General features: G+C 58.9%; 11 protein-coding genes. 8 read left to right on the top strand and 3 right to left on the bottom strand.

The genetic code is table 11. The features are described 5' to 3' along the window. Window positions 1–162 precede the first annotated feature (162 nt). Both DW49_RS0103855 and DW49_RS0103850 read right to left on the bottom strand, forming a co-directional pair. Window positions 163–2,607 (bottom strand): PEP-utilizing enzyme, encoded by a 2,445-nt coding sequence (locus DW49_RS0103855; protein ID WP_005621759.1) that lies wholly within the window; start codon window positions 2,605–2,607, stop codon window positions 163–165. Then, window positions 2,600–3,070, bottom strand: coding sequence for a hypothetical protein (locus DW49_RS0103850; protein ID WP_005621761.1), 471 nt, complete (start codon window positions 3,068–3,070; stop codon window positions 2,600–2,602). The genes DW49_RS0103855 and DW49_RS0103850 overlap by 8 nt, the downstream gene beginning before the upstream one ends. 255 nt (window positions 3,071–3,325) lie before the next feature. Between DW49_RS0103850 and DW49_RS0103845 the strand changes: the two genes are divergently transcribed. Continuing rightward, complete coding sequence (locus DW49_RS0103845; protein WP_005621763.1) at window positions 3,326–4,138, top strand: mechanosensitive ion channel family protein; 813 nt, start codon at window positions 3,326–3,328, stop codon at window positions 4,136–4,138. Between the two features lie 22 nt (window positions 4,139–4,160). Here DW49_RS0103845 and DW49_RS0103840 read toward each other — a convergent pair whose 3' ends face one another. Further along, window positions 4,161–5,642, bottom strand: coding sequence for a YdgA family protein (locus DW49_RS0103840; RefSeq protein WP_005740653.1), 1,482 nt, complete (start codon window positions 5,640–5,642; stop codon window positions 4,161–4,163). A 154-nt stretch (window positions 5,643–5,796) separates the two neighbouring features. On the opposite strand from DW49_RS0103840, the gene DW49_RS0103835 reads away from it, so the two are divergent. The 7 genes from DW49_RS0103835 (at window position 5,797) to DW49_RS0103805 (ending at window position 15,095) form a co-directional block, all read left to right on the top strand. Next, window positions 5,797–6,486 carry an HAD-IA family hydrolase gene (locus tag DW49_RS0103835; RefSeq protein WP_005621768.1) on the top strand — a complete coding sequence of 230 codons (690 nt, stop codon included), beginning with the start codon at window positions 5,797–5,799 and terminating at the stop codon, window positions 6,484–6,486. A 20-nt stretch (window positions 6,487–6,506) separates the two neighbouring features. Beyond that, window positions 6,507–7,514, top strand: coding sequence for an aldo/keto reductase (locus DW49_RS0103830; protein ID WP_005621770.1), 1,008 nt, complete (start codon window positions 6,507–6,509; stop codon window positions 7,512–7,514). Window positions 7,515–7,833: 319 nt separating this feature from the next. Further along, window positions 7,834–8,571, top strand: a complete 738-nt coding sequence (locus tag DW49_RS0103825) for a GntR family transcriptional regulator (protein ID WP_005621772.1) — start codon at window positions 7,834–7,836, stop codon at window positions 8,569–8,571. Between the two features lie 804 nt (window positions 8,572–9,375). Next, a complete protein-coding gene (locus DW49_RS0103820) occupies window positions 9,376–10,152 on the top strand; it encodes a DUF3050 domain-containing protein (protein WP_003380806.1) in 777 nt (258 codons plus the stop codon). Between the two features lie 42 nt (window positions 10,153–10,194). Beyond that, a complete protein-coding gene (locus DW49_RS0103815; RefSeq protein ID WP_005621776.1) occupies window positions 10,195–11,142 on the top strand; it encodes a diiron oxygenase in 948 nt (315 codons plus the stop codon). Continuing rightward, window positions 11,139–14,585, top strand: a complete 3,447-nt coding sequence (locus DW49_RS0103810) for a non-ribosomal peptide synthetase (RefSeq protein ID WP_024420651.1) — start codon at window positions 11,139–11,141, stop codon at window positions 14,583–14,585. The genes DW49_RS0103815 and DW49_RS0103810 overlap by 4 nt, the downstream gene beginning before the upstream one ends. Before the next feature lie 33 nt (window positions 14,586–14,618). Further along, window positions 14,619–15,095 (top strand): SRPBCC family protein, encoded by a 477-nt coding sequence (locus DW49_RS0103805; protein WP_005621780.1) that lies wholly within the window; start codon window positions 14,619–14,621, stop codon window positions 15,093–15,095. Window positions 15,096–15,288 lie beyond the last annotated feature (193 nt).

Here is a 15,288-nt window from a genome sequence, read left to right as displayed (position 1 = left end):
TATTGGTGTTGTGTGAGAACTCCAACAATACGGGCCTGTTCTCATAGGGATCAATAGGTTACGTCGAAACGGGAACAGACCCTAGCAGATGTAGCCAACTGAGCACCCGTACCTCTCAATGAGAGGGCGGGTTCGCGGTAGATAAGCCTCCCTCGGGCGCTGTCATTGCCCCTCGACCAACAGCAATTCCCCATCCGCGTACCGCACTTCCCTTCCCACCCACGCCATATCGACATTCGGCAGCACCGCCGAAGGCTTGCGCAGTTCGCGCAGCAAGGTAGACCCATGGGAAAGACGCCCACCCATGCGCGCGATTACGGCGCGTGCGTTCTGGTAGTGCGCGTGGCGTCCGGGGTCGAGGGTGTCTTCCAGCAAGATGTCCTCACCCAGAATGCCCTGAACCTGTCCCGGATAGATCATGAAGCCAGTCGCCTGTTCGGTGCCCTCGCGGCCGTCCTGCCAGAAGCTGCCATCACGGCTGCGAATATCCGGGTGAGGGGCAAACCAGTGCGCTCGGTCGCCCACGGGCATGGCATGGTGCAGGCGAAAGAACACGCGCATCAGGTTGTCGCGGTACCACTCGCGCACTTGCAGGTAATAGCCGCGCATACCGGGCAAGCCTGCGCTGTGGGCAAGGCGGATCGCTTTCGGCCAGCTCGGAAATGCCTGCAACGGCAGGTCGGTCTGTGCCGGGCGTGGCGTGGCGGGGTCGGTTTCCCATGGCAACCGATGCGGGCAGTGTTCAAGGTCGTCGTAAACGGTGGGCGGACGCCCCAGCAGATCGCCGCCACTGCTGGCCAGCGAGGTGGCGATGCACAGGTTGCCCTGCACGACGAACACGTAGAAACGCGTGAACCAGTCGGCAAGTTGTTGGCCGTCTGCGCCTTGGGCTATCAGTGTCTGCAACTCCCGGTCGAAACGGTGCAGTTGCTGTTCCAGGGTCAGCAGATGGCCACGTGCGATGCGCTGCATGCGCAGGAACAACGGCAGCGAACGCAACAGCCGCAGGAGTCGCCAGGGCAGATGCGGCGTCGCACCGCCGACTTCACCGGCGTAGCTGCTGGAGGCAATGCCCCAGTCAGCCAGGCGCGCAAGAAACAGGTCGTTGTTGATGTAAGACGCCGCGCCGAACAACGCCGTGAACGGCTCGTTATCCTGCAAGATGCGTGAGTCCCAGCGCGCCATGATCGCCGGGATACTGCCTGCGGCACGTCGCTGGGCGTATTCCACCAGGCGGCTGGGCTGTGGCGGCAGGATCTCGGCAATGTTGGCGGCGGTCAGGTGCCGACGCCAGCCGTAATCGCTGATCGGTCGGTATTGCAGCAACCACAACTGGCTGCCATCCCACGCCCATTCGACATCGCCCGGCACGTAGTGAAAGCCCCGCAGAACACCTTGCAGAAAGCCCCAGAGCATTTCCTGAGTCAACCCATGGGAGGGCTTGAAGCTGCCGCTGCTCCAGGATTCGCCAAGGCGGGAAATGATCGCTCGCTCAGGGCTAGCCTGACCGTCGGCCAGCGACTCCAGATGACCTTCGACCCACTCCAGCTCGACCGACAGGTGACGCACAAATGCGATACCGGAAAGCACTGGCGTAATGAAGCGCTGCACCACGACCTCTTCGACCCCGGCACTGTGCAGTTCTGCAACGCGCGCGGGCACGTTGTGGGCAGGCTCACGAAGAAAAGTGGTGCTGAGCCCGGCATTTGCCGCATCGGCCTGATCTTCGCCGAAGCTGGACGAGCGCACCGCCCAGAGGGCGTCGGGCTGGCTGGACAGAAATGCTGGCAAGGCCGAGTCGTCACCCTGCACAAGTGACAACGCCGCAGGCACCGGTTGCCCGGTAATGGCCGCCAGGCGCAGACGTCCGCCTTTGGTGTGCGCGACAAAACCGCGCTCGCCGGATTCAAGCCACTGGGCGAACTCGGCCGGCGAATCGATCCACGGGTAATGTCCCCAGCCCGGTTTTAGGCTGATGGTCAGGTCGGCACGGGCCAGGATAGCGGACCAGGCGGCGGCTTGATCGATACCCAGGACTTTGTCCTGATCGCCCCAGACCAGCTCGATCGGGTCCTGCACCCACTCCAGCAACGGCAGCGCGGTGTCGGCGCGCACCATGTCCCAATACGGAATGAAAGCGCGGCAGCGGGCGTAACCGGCACCCATACGCTGGTAGTGCGAGTCGGGCCAGGCGTGCCTGGAAAACTTGTGCGCAAACAGCTTGGGCTTGTTGGCCAGCAGCCAGTGAATGGTTTTGCGGATAGGCAGCGGCGACATCAATGCAGGCAGACTTCTCTGCCACAGAAAAGCGCCTACGGGTGCCAGCAACACGCTTCTGCAAAAGTGCCCTGGCTGTCGTTGCAACGCATGCATGACCAGCAAGGCGTTGACGCCCACCGCGACGATTGAACTGCCTCTCGCCGTCGCGGCCAACAGCGCATCCGCATAGGCGGCAATGTCGTCGCAGGGCGGTAGCGGGTTGCTGCCGAAGCCGGGCAGTTCCAGCGGCACAACCTGATAACGCTGAAAGTGCGGCAACGCATCGTCCCACCACTGGGCAGTGCTGCCATTACCGCCCAACAGGTACATGAGCGGCAAGTCAGACATCGTGGAGTTCCTTCTGCACAGTGGCGCGATCATGGCGATACAGCCAGAACAACGGCGGCAGCAATGCCAGCAACGCCGCCATGTCCAGCAACACATGCGACCAGACACCGCCGTATATGGAAATCCATATGTCCTGAGGTGCCCAGAGCAACAGGCCTGCAATCAGCCAGCCCCACGGCATGGCGCTTTTCAGACGATTGCCCAAGTGCACCAGCGCCAGCATGTACACCGAGTAGGTTTGCAGAGTGGCGCCGAACAGCGCCATCCACCAGACCTGTTGCGCACGCGCGGCAGCGGGAACGGCCTCGGTCCAGAACGCCTGTTCGAGCGTGGTCAGGTAACCGTCGAGCAAACCGGAAAAGCCCGCCCAGGTGAACACAATACTGCCCAGCACGTGCGCTGAAGCAACGGCATACAACCAGATCACCAGCTTGCGCCGCAGGGTGGCAGAAGGGAGCGGCATTGCAGGTCCTTGGGTCGTCCTTGTGAGGCGGTGAGTGTAGCGATAACTCAGCAGGCTTAATACCGCCGCCCTCACCTGCCGCTCAACTTGCCCAGGTTGCTGATCGCTGCGCTGAGAGAGGGACGAAAAGTGCCAGGAAGGCCCTTTGCCTCCAGTCAAAACTACCAGTATCCGCCACCCCGCATTTACGCGCACTGTACGGCTGCGCTCCGCAGGCCAGCTGTCGGGCGAACCCTGCGGTCAGGAGTAGCGGTTATGGATGCGCTGAATGTCATCAATGTCGGCACTGACAGAATCAACTCGTTGTTCAATATCGTTTTGCAGTACGGAACGGCGGTCGTTCTGAAACTGGTGATCGCTGCGCTGTTGTGGGTCGTGGGTCGCTGGCTGATCGGTGTTCTGGTGAGAATGGCGCAACGCTCGCTGACGCGGCAGCGGTTTGATCCGACGGTTTTGCGCTACGTGGGCTCGTTCATCACCGTGACGCTGAATATCATTCTGGTCATCGCGATTCTGAGTTACTGCGGCATTGAAACAACCAGTTTTGCTGCGTTGCTAGCAGCCGTCGCGCTGGCCATCGGCATGGCCTGGTCGGGGTTACTGGCCAATCTGGCGGCGGGAGGTTTTATCATTGTGTTGCGACCGTTCAAGGTCGGCGATGTGATAACAGCCGCAGAGGTGACAGGGACCGTGGTCGAGATCGGGCTGTTTGTGACGTCCATCAATACGCCGGATAACGTGTTGAATCTGGTCGGCAACAACAAGATTTTTTCAGACACCATCGTCAACTATTCCAGCAACGATTTTCGCGGTGTCGAACTGACAGCGACCCTGCCCGCTACGGTGGATGAACAGGCGGTTATCTCGCGGCTCAAGGAACAGGTAGGCAGCCTTGCGAATGTGCTGAGCAGCCCCCCGGTCGACGTTCACCTGTCCGGCGCGACCGCCGACTCCATTACGCTGGCAGTGCGACCCTTCTGCCACCATGACAATTATGAAACCGTGCACTGCCAGACGCTGGGCGTGATCAGAACCTTGATGCAGGACATGCCCGCCACAAAGGCCTGAACACGCTCAGGGCGACAGCGGCTTACTGGTTACCCAGCACACCCACCTTGCCCATCACGTTGCTGACGAATTGCTGCACGGTCATTTTCTGGCCGTTGAAGTCAACCATCTGGTTGGCGTAATGCAGGTCGGAGACGATGTTGTCGCCGTCGACCTTGGCCAGTTGCATCATCTCGGCCATGACGCTGGCCATGTCGCTGGCGGCCTTGGCCTGTTCTGCGATGACCTTGAGGTCGGTCTGGCCTTCACGGATGGCCTGCTGGGTAGCGAGGTCGCGGATCATCGGTTTGGACAGGACGACCTTGGCGTTGACTTCGCCCAGGGTTTTCATGAGCAGCACATTGGACGGCTGATCAAGCGGGCCCGGATCTGCAAGGTCCACCGCAATGCGCATGTGGCTTTCGCCATTGCTGGTCTTGAGCGAGAGTTTTTCCAGTTCGACGTGCGGCTTGGCGACCAGCAGCTTCTTCATCTGGGTGTTCATCAGTTCTTGATCAGCCGGGTTCAGCTCCATACGGAACGGGCGCTTCTCCAGCGCTGCGGCTTGCTGTTGAGGCAGGATCTTGTCCTGATACAACTGGTACAGCGCCTGGGTAGCCACCACGTCGAAGTTGGCGATCTTGAAGCCCATGTGCGCGGAGCCGACATCCTTGCCGCCGTAGGCAATCATGCCGGCGTCATAGTTGACCTGAGCTGCCAGGTTACCGGCATCTTCCTGCGCCAGGTTGGTGTTGGAGAAATCCTTGATCTGCACCTGTGGCTTGCCGACAACCTGAAAACCCGCGTTCTGGATTTTCATGTTGGTATGGCCCAGATAGAAACCGGACTTGCCCTTGGTACCGCCCGTGTCGAAGGTCATGCCTTTGACTTCGATGCTCACCGGGCCTTCAGCTGACGCGACGTTGAGCTGCAGGTTTTCCATGTTGCCGGCGAGGCTGAATTTTTCGGCATCGGCGGACGACTCGGCGTTCAGGTCGAGCCCGGAAAACCGGAACGTACCGTCCACGTCGGTCATTTCCAGCGGCGCCATCTGCAGCGTGCCTTTGGTGGCGCGGTCGTAACCAATGCTGGCCTGGCCCTTGAGCGGCGGAACGTCCTTGCTCATGGCAAACCATTTCTCGGCGCTAGGGCTTTTTTCCATCTGGAAATTGCTCAGGGCCATGACCGGAATCAGGTTCAGGGTCTTCAAATGCGACAGCGGGATGGGCCCGTGCTCGATCTGGTCGACAAACAGGAACTGGCCGCCCTGGGTGCTATCGGCCAGGTTCTGGATGTCGACACGGTAGTGCGCCGTGCTGCTGAAAAAGTGTTTTTCCAGCGAAACCATTTCCAGTTTGACGCTGGTGTCAGTGCCTTTGAATGACTTGGAAAGCTCTTGATTGGCCTTGCCGATCGAGTCGTTCAGCGCGCCTTCCAGTTGATTACCGGTGTACCAGGCACCCGCCGTAACCAGTGCACCCGCTACGACAATGACGCCAACCGCTATACCTGCTGATTTATTCATAGTGACGTGAAGATATCCGTTCTGATGATGGGAAAGTCGTACCGGGACTGACAGCACAGCTTGAAAACCGCGAAATTTTATCAGAAACACAGGGTAGCCACGGTATTCACGGAAACGTTAGGCTGAAACGAATTTGACGACGGGACGTGATCACATGAGCGAACAGCACAACGAACGAGGCCCGATCAAGGCCGTTATCTTCGATATGGATGGCCTGCTGCTGGACACCGAGGGTGTCTACACGGAGGTCACGCACCTGATTGCCAGTCGCCACGGTCGAACCTTCGACTGGTCTATCAAGCAGCACACCATCGGCCGCGGTGCCCGGGATTTCTCGGATTACGTGATCAAGGCGCTTGAACTGCCGATGTCGATCGACGAATTTCTCGAAATCCGCGAGCCGATGCTCGACGAGCGTTTCCCCAAAGCACCGGCAATGCCCGGAGCCGAAGCGCTGGTCCGCCATCTGGCCGCCCACAATATCCCCATCGCAGTGGGCACCAGCTCGTCAGTGCATTACTTTCAGGCCAAGACGACGCGGCACCGCGCCTGGTTCGAACTGTTCGACACCATCGTGACTGCCGATGACCCGGAAGTCGGTGCGGCCAAACCGGCCCCGGACATCTTTCTGGTTGCCGCGCGCCGTCTTGGCGTTTCACCGGCCGATTGCCTGGTCTTCGAGGACTCGCCGTTCGGCGTGACGGCAGCCAAGGCTGCCGGGATGTACGCCGTGGCCGTGCCTGACTCGCACATGCCGGTAGAGCAATACGAGCATGCGGATCTGCTGCTAGCCTCACTGGCCGACTTCCCGCTCAAAGCGTGGGGGCTGCCCGAACTCGTTTGAATGACAAGGAGATGTTAAGCATGAAGTATCGAACCCTCGGCCAGTCCGGCCTCAAGGTTTCCACATTGACCCTCGGCTCGATGATGTTCGGTGAACAGACCGCTGCCGAAGAGTCCCTGCGTATCATCGACAAGGCCCGCGACCAAGGCATCAATTTCATCGACACGGCGGATGTCTACAACGGCGGGCGTTCGGAAGAGATCGTCGGTCGCGCCATCGCCGCACAGCGTAGCGACTGGGTAGTGGCCACCAAAGTCGCCATCGGGCCAGCCGACGGCGTGCCCAACCGGGCCGGGCTGAACCGCAAGCACATCTTCAATGCCATCGAGAACAGTCTGCGCCGACTGGACACCGACTACGTGGACATCTACTACCTGCACAAGGAAGACCACGACACCCCGCTGGAAGTGACGGTCTCGGCCATTGGCGATCTGATTCGTCAGGGCAAAATCCGCTATTGGGGCGTTTCGAACTTCCGCGGCTGGCGAATCGCTGAAATCGTCAACGTCGCGCAGCGTCTGGGCGTGGACAAGCCGGTGATCAGCCAGCCGCTGTACAACATCGTCAACCGTCAGGCCGAAATCGAGCAGATCACTGCAGCTGCGTATCACGGCTTGGGTGTGGTGCCTTACAGCCCGCTGGCGCGTGGCGTGCTCAGTGGCAAATACGCCCCCGATATCGCCCCGGACAGCGAAAGCCGGGCCGGACGCCAGGACAAGCGATTGCTGGAAACCGAATGGCGCGTGGAGTCGTTGCGCATTGCCCAGCGGATTCAGGAGTACGTGCAGAGCACGGGTGTCGGCATTGTCGAGTTCGCCATTGCCTGGGTGCTCAACAACAAGGCAGTGACTTCGGCCATTGTCGGGCCGAGAACCGAGCAGCAGTGGGATGGCTACACCAAGGCGCTTGAAGTGAACATCACCGCCGAGGACGAGGCGTTCATTGATTCGCTGGTAACCCCTGGGCATGCCTCGACGCCCGGCTTCAATGATGCTCAGCACTTTGTGTCTGGTCGTCCGGTTCGCTGAGGCCGTTCTCACCCTGCGGCTTTACGTCGCAAAGGCTCGCACCGATGCGCTCTGGAATGCACGTTACAGAGCGCGGCGGCATGAAAGCCTGAGGTGAAATTCCTGTTAAGTCCTGACGCTGGCTCGGTACGCTGCACGGATGAGCGCTAAGATAGGGGACGCTTGTGGATAACCGGAGGCCTGAATGCACACCGGTTAAAGCAACAAAACATAATGATGCTTCTATTTTCGCGACTTACTGGCAAGTCTTGGCTAGTCTGTCGGCAATACAGCGATTAATTGGACTCTGTCCAGCCAAGGTTGATGAAGAAGTAGGCCGATGCGCAAATCAGATAGAGAAGCCTTTCTAAGCTCCGTACTGGGCAATGAGCAGCCTCCGGCGCACCTTGCCAGAACCGTGATTGAAGAAAAACTGCGAAATGCCATTATCGATGGCAGCCTTCCCAGTGGCACAGCCCTGCGCCAACAGGAACTGGCAACGCTGTTTGGCGTCAGCCGGATGCCCGTGCGCGAAGCACTGCGCCAGCTCGAGGCGCAATCATTGTTGCGTGTCGAAACGCACAAGGGCGCTGTCGTCGCGCCATTGATTACCGAAGATGCAGTAGACGCCTATGCCTTGCGGATCCTGCTGGAGTCCGAGGCGTTGCGTTTGTCGATCCCTTTACTGGACGCAGACGATCTGGCAGCGGCTGCGAGCTATATCGAGCAACTCGAGGTCGAGACTGACTTTGGCCAGATCGGCAGGCTCAACCGGATGTTTCACTTGTCTTTGTACGCCAAGACCCACAACAAGCGCCTGATGCGGCTGGTTGAAGAGGGTCTGAACGAAGAGGAGCGCTTTTTGCGTTTCAATCTTTCCGCCATGGGCCTGGGCAAGCTTTCTCAGGATGACCACTGGCAGTTGCTCCGGCTGGCCGAACAGAAAGCGGTCGAGCCGTGCGTTGAAGCGCTGCAGTATCACCTCAACCGGGGCGTACAAGCCGTCACCCAGTACCTGCAAAGCCAGAAGGCAGGCAATGTAAAGCCAGCCCGCAAGAAAAAGAATACCCCCGCCTGAATCATCAAAACGGCTTATCTGTCAGGTCCTGAGCTCTGGCCTGCGGATGGGTCGTTCGCACTTCCCTGCCCGCCCTTCTTGCACATTGTCAGGTCCCGCACCTGGCATAGTGCTTTCATGGTTATTTTCCTGATCAGCCGGGTGGCCTGACGCTCGAATCAGGCAAACTCGGCTGTGGCCTCAGGAAACCCGACCGGAGGGTCTTCCAAGGCTATGGCTGAACTGTCCGCGCAGGCTCAGGACGGTTCTCTGTTCATCTGAACTCAATGGATAAGGAGTTGCTGAACGGGGCACACAGACATTGGAAGTCATTTCCAACATCGCCCATTAAAAACCTCAACTTCTGATTGTTCGGCATAACGGCAACGCTGAGCGAGGCATTCGTTCATTATTAATAATTCTGACTCAATCAGTCGGAAGGGCTGCCTGCGCGCTTATAAAACTTTTCCCTTGAGTTTTATAAGGCAACTTACGCATCGAAAAAACAGCAAATAAAATAGTGCAAGAAAGTTATTGCACGGCTTGTTAAATTTGTTTTAAGTTTTATTCGCAGCCAGCGTGACTGACGCACTGGCTGGCGGGAAAGCAAACCCCATAGGGGTCTCGACCTGTAAAGCCGAGCCCGTGCCGGGTCTTTAATTAAAAGTAACGTTGTGTGTTTGCGGCAAACTAGCGCCTCATTCGCCAGGCAGTTGTTCGCCTGAGATTCTACAGCAACGTAACTTCCACCCGGCAATAGCGGCACTTTCCTCAGACCAAAAAGCAAAGACTCATTTACTGCCATCATGACTTAGGGGTATCGCCATGCATTGTGAGAAAACTCAACTTGAGCACAAGAAACTCGAACTTAGCCGCCACCCGATCTTTGCAGAAATCAGTTCCCTGCACGTACTCCAGCGCTTTATGGAAACGCATGTCTTCGCCGTCTGGGACTTTATGTCGTTGACCAAGCGGCTGCAGCAGGAACTGACCTGCACCCAACTGCCGTGGCTGCCACCCACCGATGCGCCTGCCGCCCGTCTGATCAACGAAATCGTGCTGGGGGAAGAGTCCGACGACAGATTGGGGCACGGTCACTACAGCCACTTCGAACTGTATCTGGACGCCATGCGCGAAATCGGCGCAAGCACTGCGCAGATCGAGCGCTTCATCGAACTGCAGAAGCAAGGCGTGCATTACGCAACCGCTCTGCAACAGGTCAATGCGGGCCAGGCAGCCTCTGCATTCGTGACACACACCCTCGACACCGCCCTGCATGCCCCGGCGCACAGCGTTGCTGCGGCATTTCTGCATGGCCGCGAGAGCGTCATCCCGCTGATGTTCCAGAGCATTCTCGATGACTGGGGCATCACCGTCGAACAGGCGCCGACCTTTCGCTACTACCTGGAGCGCCATATCGAAGTGGACTCCGAAGATCACGGCCCGGCAGCGGAGCAATTGCTGGCGCGGCTGGTTGCCGGGGACGCGCAGCGTGAAACAGAGGTGTATCAGGCCGCCATCGCTGCCGTGGAAAGCCGGGTGCAGCTATGGGACACGCTGCGCATGAGCATGCGGGCGCCGCTGATGCAGGCCAGTGCGTAGAACCGGGTCGCAACACCCTGAAGCCTTAACAAGGAAGCCATCATGAAAGCAGAAGACTACATGTCGTTCATCGATGCGTGGGAAGGTCGCGCCACCATTCGCACTCGCCCGCGCCGGATTGTCGAGAACGATGAAAAACTGATCTATCCGCTCAGCCGCCAGCCCTTGGTGCTCAGCGACACGTTCACCCGCGAGTGCGCACATTTGCGTGATTACGCACTGGTGCAGAGCCTCTACAAGTTCATCAACGACGTGGTGATATTCGAAACCGAGATCGTCGACAAGACTGCACGCAGCATTGCCAAGGACAACTTCGCGATTCGCTTTCCGTTTGCCTGCCGCTATGACGCGATGACGGTGGTGGTCGATGAGGATTACCACGCACTGGTGGCCATGGACTTCATGCAACAGACCATCGCCCTGACCGGTATCGAACCTATTCAGCTGCCGACCGAGATTGAGCTCAGCCGCGCCATACCCGCAGCGCTGGCGTTGGCCCCAGAGCATTTGCGCAGCGCCGTGGAGCTGATCTGCGTTGCCATCGCGGAGAACACCGTGACCCATGATGTGGCGGCGTTCGCCAAGGACGACTCGGTCAAGCAATCGATCAAGGGCCTCATGGCCGACCACTTGCTGGACGAGGGGCGTCACTCCGGGTTCTGGGCGCGATTGGTGCGGATTTACTGGCACACGGCGGCTGAGCAGGACCGTGAATGCATCGCCCGTATCCTGCCGGTCTTCATCGCGCAATACCTGACCAACGATATCCAGAACGGCTTCGACTTCACGCTGATCGAGCACTTGCAGGTGCCTGAACCGGTCAAGCAGGCGCTCAAGGTCGAAACCCTGGCGTTGAGCTTTCCGGTCAACCGCCATCACCCGTTGGTCGGCAACATCGTGCGCTTCTTCAAGAGCAGCTCGATGCTCGATGATCCTTGTGTGCAGCGCGCGCTGGCGCACTACCTGCCGGTTCAGGGATCGCTGCAATGAAGCGCCTGGAGATTGTGCTCATCGGTCACAGCCTGACCCTGGGTGAACTGAGTACCGAGCTGCAAGACCACGGGCATGGCGTGCGATACCTTCGCGAACAGCACGCGCTGCCTGGGTTGACGCTGCCTGATGCGTGCATTCTGATCGAAGACGGCAGCCTGGATCTGAGCCCGATTCAGGCGCAAGCGTATGGACACTGCATTCACCTGAGCCTGCGCGTTGGTTTCGACTCGATCCTAGCGTTCGGCCTGCTGCGGCTGGAGCTGTTGTGCTGGCACGGCAGCTTCAAAGCTCAACGGTTGATCGTTCGCGAGTGGCTGCCATCCGAGGCGTCGGGTAACGGCCGCGAGTTGCGTGATCGTGCTATCGCGAGGCTGGTTGACCTGATTGCGCTGCAGGTCAGCAGGTTGTCGCGAAACGATGACTACTTCACCAGTGTGCCCAAAACGCCGCCTGCCCAGAGCGATCGCCAGTGTGGTTTGCAGGCGGTGGATCAGTTGCTGTTTGAACATCGTTTGAATCAAACGGCGCAGCCCCATTTGCTCAAGCTGGCAGAAACACCGATCACCGAGCGACTGGAGCAGGCATTGGTGAACTTTGCCGAACGCCCGGCGCTGTCCATCGGCACTCAGACGTTCAGCTACCGAGAGCTGCACGCGCATAGCATCGCCATTCAGCACCTGTTGCTGCCGTTACTGGCGCACACAAAAGCCGGTGCGCCTCCCGTAATCGGTATCTGCCTGGCCAAGTCGCCCGAGCTGTACGCGGGCATCCTGGCGATTCTTGGCTGCGGCGCGGTTTATCTGCCGCTTGACCCCGGCCAGCCGGTGCAACGTCAGCAGTACATCCTGCAAAACTCGGGAGCGATGCTGTTGCTGCACGATGGCTCGCATCCACTGGCCGTTGCGGAGTTTCCGGCGCTGGATATCAGCGCGGTGCGTGTGATGAATGTGGCTCTGGCGAAAAGACCTGCTCGAGCAGACCAGCACGCGCCGTGCATGGCGCTGTACACGTCGGGCACCACTGGGCAGCCGAAAGGTGTGTTGCTGAGCCAACGCAACCTCAGCCACTTCACCGCCTGGTACGCCGAGCACGTGAGCCTGAGCGAGCACAGTCGGGTGCTGCAATTCTCGACGCTAAGCTTTGATTCGTCGGTCATAGACATCTTTCCCACCTGGCTCAGTGGTGCCGAGCTGGTGGTGCCTGACGAAGACCAGCGTCGCGATCCGCTACAACTGGTCAGCGTTCTGAAACAGGGCATCACCCATGCGTTTCTGCCGCCGGCGCTGTTGAGCGTCCTGCCGCTTGATCAGCCACTGGGAATCGAGCATGTGATGACCGGCGGTGACGTCTGCGAGCCGCATGTGATTGCGCAACTCTGCGGGCAATGCCATTTCCATAATCTGTATGGCCCGACAGAAGCCACGGTGCTGGTCACTGCCTGCGAGTTTCAGCCGTCCAGCAGCAATCGTCATCTGGGGCGACCGATTGCCAACAGTCAGGTGTGGATTCTGGACGACCACTTGCAGCCCGTGCCCGAGCAGACTCAGGGTGAGCTGTATATCGTCGGCCCCGGCGTGTGCCTGGGTTACATCGACAATCCCCAGCTTACGGCCGAGCGCTATGTGTGGCTGACGCTGCCTGATGGTCAGCAGCTACGCGCCTATCGCACCGGAGACATCGCACAGTGGACGGCTGAAGGCGTTGTCTTGAGCGGCCGGCGCGACAACCAGGTGAAGATTCGCGGCTTTCGGGTCGAGCCTGAAGAGATCGAGCATTGCCTGAGGGCCAGCCAGTTGTATCGGCAGGTCGCGGTGGTGATCGACGCACAGCGGCGCATTCTGGCGTTTGTTGCCCAGCCGTACTCCGGTCATGACGAACAGGCGTTGATAGCCCATGTGCAGCGCTTGCTGCCTGACTATATGCATCCCGTCGTCTACACGACATTGCCGAGCATGCCGTTCGCACATAACGGCAAAGTTGACCGCAAGGCACTCCTGGAAATACCGCTGAGCTTTGCGGAGAACTCCACGCGGCGCTTACCTTCGACGGCTCAGGAACAGGCCCTGCTGGAGTTGTGGGCCGAGCTGTTGGAGTTGCCGCCAGGAGACATCTCGACGGACGAGAGCTTTTTCAATCTGGGTGGCCATTCGATCCTGTTGTCACGCCTGTTGCTGGGCATTCGCGAGCGGTTCGGGCGCAGTATCCCGATCAACCGTTTCATCGAAGCACCGACCGTGCTGACACTGGCCAGCCTGATCGACAGCGACGGCACTGCGGCTTACACCATCAGTGCGCAGGCTCTGCTGGATGCCGATGCAGATACGCCGCTGACGACATTGCCCATCAGCCAGTTGGGTGATGTTCATAAGGTGATTGTCACCGGTGCAAACGGCTTTCTCGGTGTGCACATTGTTGAAGCGCTGCTGAAGTGGGGGACGACCGAGATTGCCTGTCTGGTCCGGGAAACCCCGGAGCAAAGCGCACAACAGCGCTTCGAATACGCCCTGCGGGAGAATCGGCTGGATCATCTGGACCTGAGTCGGGTGAAGGTCTACCCGGCTGATGTGACCAAGCCCAGGCTGGGCCTTGATGACGCGGTATATGAACGACTGGACCGTGAGTTTGGCGTGCTGGTGCACAACGCGGCCAATGTGAACCACGTTCAGGATTACGAAACCCTGGCCAGAGACAACGTCGCACCGGTCTTTGAATGCCTGAAGCTGTGTGAGGGGCGCAGCAAGAAGATCTTCAACTTCGTCTCGACCCTGTCGGCCTGCAGCGCCATCGATGCCGCCGGCAACGTGCTTGAACAGCCGGCGGCGGCTAGCCCGCCGATCTACATCAAGAACGGCTACAACCTGTCCAAATGGGTCGCTGAGCGGGTCCTGCAACGTGCCCGCGATAAAGGCGTGTGGGTGAACATCTATCGTCCCGGCAATATCGCGTTCAACAGTGTTACCGGTGTGTGCCAGCCACAGAAAAACCGCCTGATGCTGATGCTCAAGGGTTCGCTGCAACTGGGCCAGGTTCCGCAATTCCCCATCAACTTCGACCTGATGCCGGTGGACTTTCTGGCGCGCTTCATCGGCTTTCATGCCAGTCGTTATCAGCCAGAGCGCGCTGTGTTCAATCTGCACAACCCCGAACCCTTGAGCTGGAACAGCTACGTGGAAGCCTTCCGTGAGGCTGGGCGTGACTTTGAGTTGGTCAGCGTGGAGCAGTGGCAGGCACAGCTTGGTCGTGTCGACAGCCAGAACGCGTTGTTTGGCGTATTGGGTTTTTACCTCGACGGGTTTGAAGAGGACATCGGCGACATCTCGATGATCGAGTACCAGAACACCCAGAGCGGCGTCCGCTGCATGGGCGAGCAATACCCGCAGAAAACTCCAGCGCTGTTGCGCAAGGGCTGCGATTACCTGAAAGAAATCGACTTCATCTGAGTCGATCCTCTACTGACGTTAATGGAGAAGCATATGAACCATATTCACATTGATTTAAAGCCCGACACCCTGATCAATAACCCGACGCAGTGCCGCGTTGTATCGGCTGTAGAGGTTTGCGGCGATGCCAATAGTGTGTGGGCTATCGTGGGCAATTTTGGCGGTTTTCAAGCATTTATTCCGGCACTGGAAAGCACTGAAGTGACCGGAAAAGGTCCTCGCTCAGTACGCAAGAAGCTGTTCAAGGACGGCAATGTGGCGATCGAGCAGTTGAATTCCCAGGATGATCACGCGCGGTACATGACCTGGTCATTGATATACACCAGCTTGCCGGTCAGTAACCTGTGGGCTGCGATGACGGTTGAGGCTACCGGTGACAACACGTGTGTCGCCCGTTGGACAATCGTTGCAGACCCTGTTCAGGGTGGGCCTGAGGGGGACGCGTTTGAAGAGTTTCTTCAGGGGTTTGCTGACGGTGCGATGAGCAACGTGCGCAGCCTGTTTGGCTGATACCGGCCTGGAGCGTGCAGCCCGCTCAGCGCGAAAGCCTGGGCGGGCTTTTTCGTTTACTGAGCTGGGTGTTTGCTTGTATAGATGTCGGCGTCAGTCGGAGCGGTTGGCTGAGCAGTAGCCCACAACGACAAAACCCCTCATCGCGTGAGCGATGAGGGGTTTCGGAATTCAATCTTGACGATGACCTACT

The sequence above is a fragment of the Pseudomonas avellanae BPIC 631 genome (assembly GCF_000444135.1).
Classification (GTDB): Bacteria; Pseudomonadota; Gammaproteobacteria; order Pseudomonadales; family Pseudomonadaceae; genus Aquipseudomonas; species Aquipseudomonas avellanae.
Note: the sequence above shows the minus strand (reverse complement) of the source record. Positions and strands in the feature narration are given on the sequence as shown.